This window comes from Sphingobium sp. SA916 (genome assembly GCF_002894065.1).
Classification (GTDB): Bacteria; Pseudomonadota; Alphaproteobacteria; order Sphingomonadales; family Sphingomonadaceae; genus Sphingobium; species Sphingobium fuliginis.
On sequence record NZ_LXYF01000001.1, the window covers coordinates 70,570 to 83,458 of the forward strand.

Sequence of the window (12,889 nt, forward strand, 5' to 3'; positions counted from 1 at the left end):
TATCCGCGAACGCCGGTTCAGTCTTCCGTCTGGTAGTGCGGCAGCCCGAGCCCTTTTCGCATCGCGACGGCCCGCAGCAGGAAACCGAGCAGCGCGGCGATGACGCCCGCGACGGGGACGTCCAGCCCGATCCAGCGCAGGGCGACGAACAGGCCCGACGCGAGCGCCGCCGCCGTCACGTACAGTTCCGGCCGCAACAATATGGACGGCTCCCCCGCCAGCAGGTCGCGCATGATGCCGCCGACGCAGCCGGTGACGACGCCCATCATCGCCGCCACCAGCGGCGGCACGCCATAGCTCATCGCCTTGGCCGCGCCATAGACGGCGAAGGCGGCGAGCCCCACCGCATCCAGCCAGTCGAGAGCGCTGTCGCTCCACAAACGGCGCGGGGTGAACCAGACGAGCAGCGCCGCCATCATGCAGGCGATGGCGGGCACGGCGTCGCGGACCCAGAAGACCGGCGCGCCGATCAGCAGGTCTCGGACAGTCCCGCCCCCTACCCCCGTCACCAGCGCGAAGAAGGCGAAGGTGACGAGCGTCTGGCGCAGGCGCGCGGCCGCCAGCGCCCCGGACGCGGCGAAGACGAAAGTGCCGACGATGCCGAGCGTCTCCAGCACCGGGCCGATTTGCGGCAGCAGCGTCTGGTTCATGGGGCGGCGCTGGGCGCTATTTCGCCAGTTCCGCCTCTATGGCCGCGATCAGCCCGGCATCGTCGGGCGCGGTCGAGGGTGCGAAGCGGGCGGCCACGCTGCCATCCTTCGCGATCAGGAACTTCTCGAAATTCCACAGCACTTCGGGTTCGGGATTGGGCGTGATGCCATAGCCGATCAGCTTTTCGCGGAACTCGGCCCCGTCCCCCTGCGAACTCGGCTGCGCGCCGGTCAGCGCTGCGTAGAGCGGGTGCTTTTCCGGCCCGGTGACGACGATCTTCTCGAACATCGGGAAATCCACGCCGAAATTGGTCGTGCAGAAGGTCGCGATCTCTTCATTGCTGCCCGGTTCCTGCGCACCGAAGTCGTTGGCGGGGAAGCCGGCGACGACCAGCCCCTTGTCCCTATAGTCGCGATAGAGCTTTTCCAGCCCCTCATATTGCGCGGTCAGGCCGCATCGGGAGGCGACGTTGACCACCAGAACCACCTTGCCCGCATAGTCGGCCAGGCTGGCGTCGGCGCCCTTGATGGTCTTGAGCGGGATTTGCTGGATCATGGCATGCTCTCCTTGCGAATGGACGGCTTCCCCCATCATATGGCGGCGCCGAAGAGCTTTCCTACCCCGGAGGTCGCAAGCATCGCGAAAACGCCCCAGAAGACGACGCGAGCCACCGCCCGCGCTACCCCGCCGCCACCCAGGCGGGCGCCGACATAGCCAAGCACCGCAAGGCACAGCAGCGACGTGACGGCGACGGCCGCTATGGCGTGCGACGGATTGGCGACGGCGGCCAGCACAGGGGCGACCGCGCCTGCGGAGAAGGTCGCGGCGGAGGTCAGCGCCGCCTGGACGGGCCGCGCGGTGCTGATGTCGGAAATGCCCAGTTCGTCCCGCGCATGGGCGGCGAGCGCGTCGACATTCATCAACTGCGTCGCCACCTGGCCCGCGAGGTCAGCCGTCAGGCCGCGATCGACGTAGATGTCGCGCAATTCCTCCCATTCCACATGGGGCTGTTGGGCGAGCGCCTTCTTTTCCTTGGCCAGATCGGCGCGCTCCGTATCGGACTGGGCGCTGACGGACACATATTCGCCCGCGGCCATCGACATGGCGCCCGCCACCAGCGCGGCGATGCCCGACAGAAGGATGGTATCCCGCGACGCCCCCGACGCAGCGATGCCGGTGAGCAGGCTGGCGGTGGAGACGATGCCGTCATTGGCGCCCAGAACGGCCGCGCGCAGCCAGCCGACGCGGTTGACATAATGGACCGCATGATGGCCGTCGATCATGTCATTGTCCTGCATCGTCGCGGATTGTTCCATGCGCCTGTCCCCTTTTTCCGCTATCTGGCTACCAGATGAGGAGGATGGCGCAAGGCATTCTAGGCACCCAGCCCTTCCGCCTTTTCCGCCAGTTCCAGCCAGCGTTCCTCCGCGGCTTCCTTTTCGGCGCGAGCCTTTTCGATGGCCTTGCCGAGCAGGTCGAACCTGCCGGGATCGCGGCTGTAGAGATCGGGATCGGCCAGCGCTTCCTCATCGCGGGCAATGGCCGCCTCCATCTCCTCTATCCGCTTGGGCAGCAGGTCGAAATCACGCTGGTCCTTGTAGCTGAGCTTGGTCGACGCGCTTTTCGGCGGCGGCGGCGCCGCAGCCTTCTTCTCTTGCCTGGGCGCGTTCTTCGGCTGGCGCTTGGCGACCCAATCCGCATAGCCGCCGACGATCACGTCGACGGTGCCGGAGCCGTCCAGGCCAAGCGTGACCGTCACCGTGCGGTCGAGGAAGTCGCGGTCGTGGCTGACGATCAGGACGGTGCCCTCATAATCGGCAATGACTTCCTGAAGCAGGTCGAGCGTTTCGAGGTCCAGGTCGTTGGTCGGTTCGTCCAGCACCAGCAGGTTCGATTCGCGGGCGAATTCGCGGGCGAACAGCAGCCGTGAGCGCTCGCCGCCCGACAGGGTGCCGACGCGCGCCTCCGCCAGCGAGGGGTCGAAGAGGAATTCCTTCAGATAGCCATGGACATGCTTGCGCGTGCCGCGCACGTCGATCCAGTCGCCGCCTTCGGCCAGAACGTCGCGCACGCGCCTGTCGGCCTGCATCAGGCTGCGCTGCTGGTCGATGAAGATCATGTCGAGCGATTTGGCCTGACGGACCTGTCCGCTGTCGGGCGCGAGTTCACCGGTCAGCAGTTTGAGGAGCGTGGTCTTGCCCGCGCCATTGCCGCCGACGATGCCGATCCGGTCGCCGCGCTGGATGCGCAGCGAGAAATCCCTGATGACGGTGCGGTCGCCGAAATTCTTCGTGACATGCTCAGCGGTGATGACGCTTTTCGTCTTGTTGTCGTCGCTGGCGACGGCGATTTTCGCGACACCCTGCGGTCCCACCATGGCGGCGCGCTGGGCCCGCATTTCGTGGAGCTTGGCAAGGCGGCCCTGGTTGCGCTTGCGCCGGGCGGTGACGCCGCGTTCCAGCCAGTGCGCCTCGATCTTGAGCCGGGCGTCCAGCTTCTCTGCGGCGCGGGCTTCCTCGGCATAGACCGCTTCCATCCACTGCTCGAAACCGCCGAAGCCGATCTCGTTGCGGCGAATGCCGCCACGGTCCAGCCACAGCGTCTGGCGCGTGAGGCGCGTCAGGAAGGCGCGGTCATGGCTGATGACGATGAACGCGCCATTATAGCGGCCGAGCCAGCCCTCCAGCCAGTCGATGGCGTCGATGTCGAGATGGTTGGTCGGTTCGTCCAGCAGCAGCAGATCGGGTTCGCTGGCGAGGGCGCGGGCGATGGCGGCGCGGCGGCGTTCGCCTCCCGAAGCGGTCGCGGCCTCTCGGTTGAGGTCCGTACCGAGCTGGCTGGCGATGGCGTCCACCTCATGCGCGGGCGGCGCGAACTGGCCCGCCAGCGCGAAGTCGCGCAGCGTGGCGAAGCCGGAAACGTCAGGGTCCTGCTCCAGCATGATGACGCGGGCGCCAGGACGGACGGAGCGCGTGCCCTCGTCCGGTTCGATCTGGCCGGCGATCAGTTTCAGCAGCGTGGTCTTTCCCGCGCCGTTGCGGCCGATCAGCGCCAGCCGGTCCCGATCCCCGACGAAAATGTCGAGATTGCGGAAAAGCCAATGGGTGCCCTGGGACAGGCCAAGATTTTCGAAGGAGAGAATGGGAGCCGCCATGGCCGTGCAGCTAGGGCTTTGGCGCGCCTGGGGCAAGGGGGGGAACCGGAAGCTGTCTGACGGCTTTCAACGCATGTCAGCGTCCATTCATCGCAGCCGTCACAATGTCGCTGCATCGCTTCTTGAGGAGAAAGCCCTGTGAAATCCACGTTCGCCCTGATGGCATCCGCTGTCGTTGCCGCCGCCGCCCTACCCGTCGCGGCCGCTGCGCAGACCAGCGTGACCATCGCAGAAACCGCGCCGGTCGTGACATTGAACGTCACCGAGACCGTGGAGGCGGCGCCCGACATGGCGACGGTGGGTACCGGGGTCCAGACGCGCGCCCAGACCGCCGCGCAGGCGATGCGCGACAATGCGGTGCAGATGGACAGGCTGGTCGCCGCGCTGGTGAAGGCGGGCATTCCGAAGAAGGACCTCCAGACCAGCGGCATCAATCTGAGCGCGCAATATGACTATAGCAACCGCGACGGCCAGCCCGCCGGGCCGCGTTTCATCGGCTATGAGGCTTCGAACCAGCTATCGGTGAAGCTGCGCGACATCAGGAAGGTGGGAACCCTGCTCGACACGATGGTGGAGGCCGGAGCGACCAATGTGAACGGGCCGAGCTTCTCGATCAGCGATCCCGCGCCGATGCTGGCGCAGGCCCGGGCGGCGGCGTTGAAGACAGCCAGGGCGCAGGCCGATTTCTATGCCCAGGCGGCGGGTTATCGCTCGGCAAGGCTCGTCTCGCTGGCGGAGAGCAACAGCGGCGGGCAGCCGCCCATGCCGGTGATGGCAGCGGCGCGGTTCAAGGCGGACTCAGCGCCGGCGACGCCGGTGGAGCCGGGACAGGTCGGGTCCTCGGTGACGCTGACGGTGCAATATGCGCTGGAAAAATAAGGCGGCCAGGCGCCCTTCGGCCAATTGCCGGCCTTCCATCCCCTTCCCCGGAAAAGAAGCGCTTGCCTGAACGAAACGGCGGCGTAACCGTTAGCTGGTCATGAAGATGCTTGCTCCGCCCCGGCCCGCCGTCGCCAGCCCTGTCCATCCGGCGCGGCGCATGCGGACGGTGTCGACGGGCATGCTGCTGGTCATGGCGGCGCTGTTCCTGGCGGCGCGGGCGACGGCGCATCTCCACCCCGCCATCGGCTTCGTCCAGGCCTTTGCCGAGGCGGCGATGGTCGGCGGACTGGCCGACTGGTTCGCCGTCACGGCCCTGTTCCGCCACCCGCTGGGCCTGCCGATCCCGCATACCGCGATCATCCCGCGCAACAAGGATCGGATCGGGGATACGCTCGCTTTGTTCATGCGCGACAATTTCCTTACGCCCGCCGTGGTGGCGCGGCGGATGCAGCGGCTGGACATGGCGGCCGCCGCGGGACGCTTCCTGTCGAGTCCCTCCAGCGGCGACGGCAGGCTGCGCGAGGGCGCGTCCCGGCTCGCCGCCGATATATTGGAAGCGCTGGACCAGGAACGGCTGGGCGGCATGGTGAAGGGCGCCATCGCCCAGCGCCTGCGCGCCATGAACCTTGCCCCCCTGATCGGGCAAGCGCTGGAAGCCGCGATGCGGGACGGGCGCCACGCCCCGGTGATGGACGGCATCATCCTATGGGCGGATCGCACGCTGGAAGCGAACGACCATTTGATCCGGCAGATGGTGCATGACCGGTCGGGCAAGATAATGCGCTGGACCGGCCTTGACGAAAATCTGTCCAATGCGATCATCGACGGGCTGCGCAAGCTGCTGGCCGACATGGCGCAGGACCCGGCGCACAGCCTGCGCCTGAAGGCCGAGGAGGGCCTGACGAAGCTCGCCGCCGACCTGCAATTCGATCTGGAGATGCAGGCGCGCGTGGCGCGCATCCGTGACGAGGTTGTCGACAATCCGGCAATGCAGCGCTGGATCGATGGCCTGTGGGAACAGGCGCGCGGCGGGCTGTTGCGCGCGGTGCGCGATCCCGGCAAGGCGATGGCGGGGCGTCTGGGCGAAGCGCTCCATCAGCTTGGCGCGACCTTGCAACAGGACGCGCGGCTGCGGTTCCTTATCAACCGCTTCGTGCGGCGTGCCGCCGTGGGGGCGACGGCAACCTATGGCGATGCCATCGTCAAGCTGGTCAGCGAGACGGTGCGCGGATGGGATGCGGGGACCGTCACCAGCCGGCTTGAGCATGCGGTCGGCCGCGACCTGCAATATATCCGGGTCAACGGCACGCTGGTGGGCGGGCTGGTGGGACTTGCCATCCATAGCATCGATACGCTGCTGTAGAATATGCGGGATTTGGCGGATGAGGGCCAGGGACGGACACAAGAGCACGGTTCGGGCCGAGCCTGTTGGAAGCCCTTCGCCTTTCTCCTGAAATGACCTCTCTCAAGAAGAGCTGAAGCGCCCTTCGACTGCGTGCAAGGCCGGCTATCAGCACAGGTCTGACGGGCTCAGGGCGAACGGGGGAAGAAAAACGGCCTGCCCGCTTTCTGCGCGGATAAGGTCGCGCTTCAAGCTTCGGGCCGCGTCCATATCCATGTCCCGCCGATCGCAGCGGCCGCCGCAGGGACCAAGAACCACGGAAATGGCGAAAATATGAGCGCCAGCACCATGCTGAAAGCAAAAGCCGCCAGCGCCGCCTTCTTTCCTCGCCGGCTGATCGCGCCCTTTTCCCGCCAATGCCGGATATGCGGACCGAAATGGCGGTGCTCCAGCAGGCGCGACTCCAGCGCCGGGCTCGACCGCGCGAAGCAGAAGGCCGCCAGGATCATGAACGGCACCGTCGGCAGGAGCGGCAGGAAGGCTCCGACCGCCCCCAGCCCAAGCGACAGGAAACCGCAGGCAAGATAGAGATGCCGCCGCATCAGGCCGCGGGCAGCCGCAGCCGGACCAGAACTCCGCCCAGATCGTCGCTTTCCTCCAGCGCGACGGACCCGCCATAGATTTCCGCGACGTCCCGCACGATGGCGAGGCCAAGGCCTGTCCCCGGCTTCCCCGAATCCAGCCTTACGCCCCGGTCGAAAATGCGCGTGCGGTCTGCCTGCGGAATGCCCGTGCCGTCATCCTCCACCAGGATTTCGACCATCGCCCCCTTGCGCCCTACGGTCGCGAACACGCTGCCTCCGCCATATTTGGCGGCGTTCTCGATCAGGTTGCCCAGCATTTCGTCCAGGTCCTGCCGTTCGACCCGCACGGCGGCTTCCTTGTCGCCGTCCATGTCGATGCGGACTTCGGGATAGAGCCGCTGGACGGCCCTTTCCACCGCATCCAGGCTGGCCCATACTTCCGCCCGGCTCTGCGCCGCGCCGCGCCGTCCGACCGCGCGCGCCCGCGCCAGATGGTGGTCGACCTGCCGCCGCATCGTCGTCGCTTCCCGGATGACCGTATCGCCCAGATCGGGCGATTGCGCGGTCGCGGCGTTCATGATCACGGTCAGCGGCGTCTTGAGTGCGTGGGCGAGATTGCCCGCATGGGTCCGCGCTTCCTCCGCCTGCCGCTCATTATGGGCGAGCAGGGCGTTCAGTTCCTCGACCATGGGCAGCACCTCGGCGGGCATCGGCTCGGTCACGCGATTCTTTTCGCCCGCGCGCATCCGCACGATTTCATGCCGCACCTTGCGCAGCGGCCGCAGCCCGTAAATGGTCTGCAACGTCGCCAGCACGATCAGCCCCAGCGCCAGCAGGGCAAAGCTCTCGAACAGGGTGGATCGCAGCGTCTTGATCTGCGCGTCCAGTCCCTCGCGCGCCTGCGCCACCATGAACATCCAGCGCGTGTCCGATCCGGGCAGGATGATGCTGCGTTCCATCACGCGCAGGTCTTCGCCCGGAAACTGGTTGCTGTCGTAGATGTGCGGGGCGTCGTCATGATGCTCCGGATTGACCTTCAGCGCCCGGTCCCACAGCGAACGCGACCGCCAATCCTCATGCCCCTTGCCGCTGATCTGGTAATAGATGCCGCTATTGGGCTCCAGGAAACGCTGGTCGGCAGGCTCGCGGTTGAACAGCACCTCTCCGTCCGGCCCGATCTCGGCCGACGCGATCATGGCGGTCAGGACATAGTTCATGCCATCGTCGAAATTGCGCGTGATCGCGTCGGAAAGCACCCGATCCAGCGCCAGCCCGCCGCCCAGCAGCAGCAGGCTGATCCACAGCGCCGCGATGCCGATCATGCGGCGGCTGAGCGATCCGGTCGAGCTAACTTGCGGCTGGTCAGTCAAAGACGCAAAAGCCTTTGTTTCCGTTCGCCCGAAGCCCGAACGGAAGATGAGCGATTACCGCCCCGGTTCATCCAGGCTGTAGCCCAGGCCCCGGATCGTCGTGATGACGTCCGCGCCCAGCTTCTTGCGGATGCGGGTCACGAACACTTCGATCGTATTGGAATCGCGGTCGAAATCCTGATCGTAGATATGCTCGATCAATTCGGTGCGGCTCACCACCTTGCCCTTGTGGTGAAGGAGGTATGACAGCAGCTTATATTCCTGCGCGGTGAGCTTCACCGGCTCGCCCTTCAGCGTCACCTTGCCCGAGCGCGTATCCAGCCTTACGTCGCCCGCCGTCAGTTCGCTCGACGCATTGCCCGATGCGCGGCGGATCAGCGCGCGCAGGCGGGCGATCAGTTCCTCGCTCTGGAAAGGCTTGGCAAGATAATCGTCGGCGCCCGCGTCCAGCCCGGCCACCTTGTCTGACCAGCTGTCGCGCGCCGTCAGCACCAGCACCGGGAAGCTGCGTCCCTCCTTGCGCCAGCGGTCCAGCACGGTAAGGCCGTCGATGGTGGGCAGGCCGAGATCCAGAACGACCGCGTCATAGCTTTCGGTCGCACCCAGAAAATGCCCGTCCTCGCCATCGTCGGCCAGATCCACGGCATAGCCCGCGCCTTCCAGCGTGTTGCGGAGCTGTTGCCCGAGGCTAGGTTCATCTTCGACGATCAGCAGACGCATATGGCCCCGTTTCTGTTGTTATGCCCGACGCGCGCCTGTCAGCGCGCCCAGCCGATTATATCGCCCGTGCGACCGTCCGCATCAACCCATAGCACCTTGCCGTCCTTCACATATTTCAGGCGGTATCGATTGGTGGACGGGTTGAATTCGCTGCCCAGATAGGTGGCGCCGCCCATGGCGGCATCCACCCGGCGCTTGATGACGGAAAATGGCATGACCTGCCCGTCCAGCATCGCGCGGCGCGCCGCATCCTGCTCATCGCGCTGGCTGCTGGCATAAGCGGAAGGATTCGCGGCGAAAAGCACCGCCATGGCCCCCAGGCCTGCTATCAGTCTGAACCGCTTCATTTCCATGACCTTGGCATAGCCGGGAGCCATTGAACAGGTGGTGAATGACGATGAAGGGTGGGTAGCGCGCGTTCCGCCTGCCGCCCTCTTCCTGGGGCGCACCCTGACCTGCCCGCGCAGGAGCCCGACACGGTCGATGATGGGGATTGACCTGAAAGCGGCCATGCGGCGGCTCTTGCGATCTCGGCCTTGCCTCCAAAGGAAAAGGGCTCCCTCCTTATGGAGGGAGCCCTTTTCATCATCCTGATGCGTTGGCCGGTCAGGCGGCGAGCTTGCGCAGCACATATTGGAGGATGCCGCCGTTCAGGAAATAATCCAGTTCGTTGACGGTATCGATGCGGCAAAGCGCGGTGAAGGTGAAGGTGGAACCGTCCGCGCGCTTCACGATCACTTCGACATCCTGGCGCGGCTTCAGGCCGGCGACATTCTGGATGGTGAAGGTTTCGTCGCCGGTCAGACCGAACGTGTCCTTGTTCTGGCCGTCCTTGAACTGGAGCGGCAGCACGCCCATGCCGACCAGGTTCGAACGGTGGATACGTTCGAAGCTCTCTACGATGACGGCGCGCACGCCCAGCAGGTTGGTGCCCTTCGCCGCCCAGTCGCGCGACGAACCGGTGCCATATTCCTTGCCGCCGATGACGACCAGCGGGGTGCCGTCGGCCTTGTGCTTCATCGCCGCGTCGTAGATCGGCATGACTTCGCCTTCATAGCGGGTCATGCCGCCCTCGACGCCGTCCAGCATCAGGTTCTTGATGCGGATATTGGCGAAGGTGCCGCGCATCATGACCTCGTGATGGCCGCGGCGCGCGCCGTAGCTGTTGAAGTCGGCCTGCGCCACCTGACGCTCCTGCAGCCACTTGCCCGCCGGGCTGGTCGCCTTGATCGAACCGGCCGGGGAGATGTGGTCGGTGGTGATCGAGTCGCCGAAGATCGCCAGCGGCTTGGCCTCCACGATGTCGGTGACCGGCTTCGGGGTCATGGTCAGGCCCTCAAAATAGGGCGGGTTGGCGACATAGGTAGAGCCGGCGCGCCAGCTATAGGTGTCCGAACCGGTGACGTCGATCGCCTGCCAGTGGGCGTCGCCCTTGTAGACATTGGCATAGCGCGCCTGGAACATCTGGCGGTCCATGCAGCCCGCCATGGTCGAGGCCACTTCGTCGTTGGTCGGCCAGATGTCCTTCAGGAACACCTGCTGACCGTCCTTGCCAGTCCCGATCGGCGTGGTGATGAAGTCTTCGACCACCGTGCCCTTCAGCGCATAGGCGACGACCAGCGGCGGCGAGGCCAGGAAGTTGGCGCGCACGTCGGGCGACACGCGGCCCTCGAAATTGCGGTTGCCGGAGATGACGGCGGCGGCGACCAGGCCGTTTTCGTTGATCGCCTTGCTGATCGGCTCGGCCAACGGGCCGGAGTTGCCGATGCAGGTGGTGCAGCCATAGCCGACGAGGTTGAAGCCGACGGCGTCGAGATGCGACTGAAGCCCTGCCTTTTCCAGATAGTCGGTGACCACCTGCGAGCCGGGCGCCAGCGAGGTCTTGACCCAGGGCTTGGGCTTCAGGCCCAGTTCGTTCGCCTTCTTGGCGACGAGGCCCGCGGCGACCAGGACGCCGGGGTTCGAGGTGTTGGTGCAGCTGGTGATCGCGGCGATGGTGACGTCGCCGTCGCCAATGTCGAAATCCTTGCCCTCGACCGGAACGCGCGCCTGGGCCTTCTTGTAGACCTTTTCCATGTCGGCGTTGAACACATCGTCCACTTCCGGCAGCGAAACGCGGTCCTGCGGGCGCTTCGGCCCTGCGAGGCTGGGGACGACGGTGCCGAGGTCCAGTTCCAGCGTGTCGGTGAAGACCGGTTCGACCGATGGATCGATCCAGAAGCCCTGCTCCTTGGCATAGGCTTCGACCAGGGCGATATTCTCTTCGGTGCGGCCGGTCAGGCGCATATAGTCGAGCGTCTTGTCGTCAATCCCGAAAAAGCCGCAGGTCGCGCCATATTCCGGCGCCATGTTGGCCAGCGTCGCACGGTCGGCCAGCGACAGGGTGGCAAGGCCGGGGCCGAAATATTCGACGAAGCGGCCGACCACGCCACGGGCGCGCAGCATCTGGGTGCAGGTGAGGACGAGGTCGGTGGCGGTGACGCCTTCCTTCAGTTCGCCGGTGAAGCGGAAGCCGACGACTTCGGGAATGAGCATGGAGACGGGCTGGCCCAGCATCGCGGCCTCAGCCTCGATGCCGCCCACGCCCCAGCCCAGCACGCCCAGGCCGTTGATCATGGTGGTATGGCTGTCGGTGCCGACGCAGGTGTCGGGATAGGCGACGGTGACGCCGTCGGGGCCTTCGCTCGACCAGACGGCCTGCGCGATATTTTCCAGGTTCACCTGATGGCAGATGCCGGTGCCCGGCGGCACGGCGTAGAAGTTGGCGAGCGACTTCGAACCCCATTTCAGGAAGTCGTAGCGCTCCATATTGCGCTGATATTCGATTTCCACATTCTGTTCGAACGCCTTGGGCGTGCCGAATTCGTCAACCATGACCGAGTGGTCGATGACGAGGTGGACGGGCACCTGCGGGTTGATCTTGCCGGCGTCGGCGCCCAGCGCGGTCATCGCGTCGCGCATGGCGGCCAGGTCGACCACGCAGGGAACGCCGGTGAAGTCCTGCATCAGCACGCGGGCGGGGCGATACTGGATCTCCCGCTCCGCCTTGCCCTTGTCATTCTGCCAGTCGACGATCGCCTGGATGTCGTCGGTGGTGACGGTGACGCCGTCCTCGAAACGGAGCAGGTTCTCCAGCAGCACCTTCATCGAGAAAGGCAGGCGCGAAACGTCTCCAAGCTTCGCGGCCGCCTTCTTCAGCGAATAATAGGCGATGTCCTTGCCGCCGACCTTCAAAGTGTCGCGCGTGCCGAGTGTGTCCTGTCCGATGGCGGTCATGAGTCGTGCGTCTCCTCGCAGTTGCCCGGCCAGGAGCAGGCAGGATGACGCTATTCCACCAGAGGCTCGCCGGACGGCGAAAAAAGACCGGACGGCAAGGTGGCGGGATGCGCCCCAACTCACGGCCGAAGCGGATATGTCCCGATGCGCGCCGCCATAGCGCCTGCGCGCCTCAAGTCAAATGCGAAGGCGCGAAAATGGGACGGTCCTTGATAATCTTTCTTGTAGACGCGGTCCTCCGGGGCGGGATACATTGGGTTGCAGCCGCGTTCTGGTGCAAGGAGCGGGCTTTGCAGAGATGATAAAGGGTCGCTCGCTCTGACGTTCGTCGTTGCATCAATGCTGATGTGAAGCTCGGGGGAAATTTCCGAATTTTACGTCGATGCCGAGATATATGTCTGAGGAGGAAGAGACGATGCGCCCAGTTTCCAGCCTCGCGACCGGCAAGTCTTTCGACCCGGCCTTAAGGGGTTACATCATCCACTATCATCCGGGGGAAGCCAATCACTGCCCCAGTTGCGGCCGCAGCCAGTGGATGGTCGGCCGGCTGATGGCCGAATGCGCCTATTGCGAAACCGCCCTGCCACTGGAGAACAACCGTGGTTTCGGAGCCTGCGCCCGTTTCGTAAGCACGCATGACGTCATGGCGTCAGGCGATCCGCGCGACTCGATCAATCCCTGATCGGAGGAGGGCTGCGCGCCGTCAGGCCGCGGCCACCCCCTCCACCTCCACTATGCCGTCGCCGGCATAATAGCCCTGAACCCGCACCCGCTTTTCCACATGGTCGACGGGTACCCGCAGCAACACCAGGCGGAAACTGCCGCCCAGATCGCGCTGGAGCAGAAAACCCGCCTCGTCGCGGACCAGCCGCCCGGTTTCATCCACTCCAGCACCGATCTCCGTCATGGG

Annotated in this window: 13 protein-coding genes; 3 read left to right on the plus strand and 10 right to left on the minus strand. The window is 65.5% G+C overall.

Annotated features, from left to right (window positions below):
• Window positions 1–17: 17 nt before the first annotated feature.
• The 4 genes from A8G00_RS00355 to A8G00_RS00370 are packed head-to-tail and all read right to left on the minus strand — an operon-like array spanning window position 18 to window position 3,805.
• On the minus strand, window positions 18–650 hold the full coding sequence (locus A8G00_RS00355) for a trimeric intracellular cation channel family protein (RefSeq protein ID WP_025551404.1): 633 nt from the start codon (window positions 648–650) through the stop codon (window positions 18–20).
• Between the two features lie 16 nt (window positions 651–666).
• Window positions 667–1,206, minus strand: a complete 540-nt coding sequence (locus A8G00_RS00360) for a glutathione peroxidase (RefSeq protein ID WP_102999801.1) — start codon at window positions 1,204–1,206, stop codon at window positions 667–669.
• Window positions 1,207–1,241: 35 nt separating this feature from the next.
• Window positions 1,242–1,967, minus strand: coding sequence for a VIT family protein (locus A8G00_RS00365; protein ID WP_044662513.1), 726 nt, complete (start codon window positions 1,965–1,967; stop codon window positions 1,242–1,244).
• 59 nt (window positions 1,968–2,026) lie between these two features.
• Complete coding sequence (locus tag A8G00_RS00370; RefSeq protein ID WP_102999680.1) at window positions 2,027–3,805, minus strand: ABC-F family ATP-binding cassette domain-containing protein; 1,779 nt, start codon at window positions 3,803–3,805, stop codon at window positions 2,027–2,029.
• A gap of 138 nt (window positions 3,806–3,943) precedes the next feature.
• Between A8G00_RS00370 and A8G00_RS00375 the strand changes: the two genes are divergently transcribed.
• On the plus strand, window positions 3,944–4,684 hold the full coding sequence (locus tag A8G00_RS00375; protein ID WP_253257870.1) for an SIMPL domain-containing protein: 741 nt from the start codon (window positions 3,944–3,946) through the stop codon (window positions 4,682–4,684).
• A gap of 100 nt (window positions 4,685–4,784) precedes the next feature.
• Window positions 4,785–6,050, plus strand: coding sequence for a DUF445 domain-containing protein (locus tag A8G00_RS00380; protein ID WP_102999681.1), 1,266 nt, complete (start codon window positions 4,785–4,787; stop codon window positions 6,048–6,050).
• A gap of 227 nt (window positions 6,051–6,277) precedes the next feature.
• Here A8G00_RS00380 and A8G00_RS00385 read toward each other — a convergent pair whose 3' ends face one another.
• The 5 genes from A8G00_RS00385 to acnA form a co-directional block, all read right to left on the minus strand.
• A complete protein-coding gene (locus A8G00_RS00385; protein ID WP_025551412.1) occupies window positions 6,278–6,631 on the minus strand; it encodes a YbaN family protein in 354 nt (117 codons plus the stop codon).
• On the minus strand, window positions 6,631–7,935 hold the full coding sequence (locus A8G00_RS00390; RefSeq protein WP_044662518.1) for a HAMP domain-containing sensor histidine kinase: 1,305 nt from the start codon (window positions 7,933–7,935) through the stop codon (window positions 6,631–6,633). The genes A8G00_RS00385 and A8G00_RS00390 overlap by 1 nt, the downstream gene beginning before the upstream one ends.
• 102 nt (window positions 7,936–8,037) lie before the next feature.
• Window positions 8,038–8,703 (minus strand): response regulator transcription factor, encoded by a 666-nt coding sequence (locus tag A8G00_RS00395; RefSeq protein WP_044662519.1) that lies wholly within the window; start codon window positions 8,701–8,703, stop codon window positions 8,038–8,040.
• A gap of 38 nt (window positions 8,704–8,741) precedes the next feature.
• A complete protein-coding gene (locus A8G00_RS00400; RefSeq protein ID WP_025551820.1) occupies window positions 8,742–9,080 on the minus strand; it encodes a hypothetical protein in 339 nt (112 codons plus the stop codon).
• A gap of 229 nt (window positions 9,081–9,309) precedes the next feature.
• Window positions 9,310–11,979: an aconitate hydratase AcnA gene (gene acnA / locus A8G00_RS00405; protein WP_025551821.1), complete on the minus strand. Its 2,670-nt coding sequence runs from the start codon at window positions 11,977–11,979 to the stop codon at window positions 9,310–9,312.
• A 415-nt stretch (window positions 11,980–12,394) separates the two neighbouring features.
• On the opposite strand from acnA, the gene A8G00_RS00410 reads away from it, so the two are divergent.
• The gene (locus A8G00_RS00410) at window positions 12,395–12,661 is read left to right on the plus strand and encodes a hypothetical protein (protein WP_044662520.1); all 267 of its coding nucleotides are present in this window, start codon (window positions 12,395–12,397) and stop codon (window positions 12,659–12,661) included.
• Between the two features lie 21 nt (window positions 12,662–12,682).
• Here A8G00_RS00410 and A8G00_RS00415 read toward each other — a convergent pair whose 3' ends face one another.
• Complete coding sequence (locus A8G00_RS00415) at window positions 12,683–12,886, minus strand: DUF5818 domain-containing protein (protein WP_044662521.1); 204 nt, start codon at window positions 12,884–12,886, stop codon at window positions 12,683–12,685.
• Window positions 12,887–12,889 lie beyond the last annotated feature (3 nt).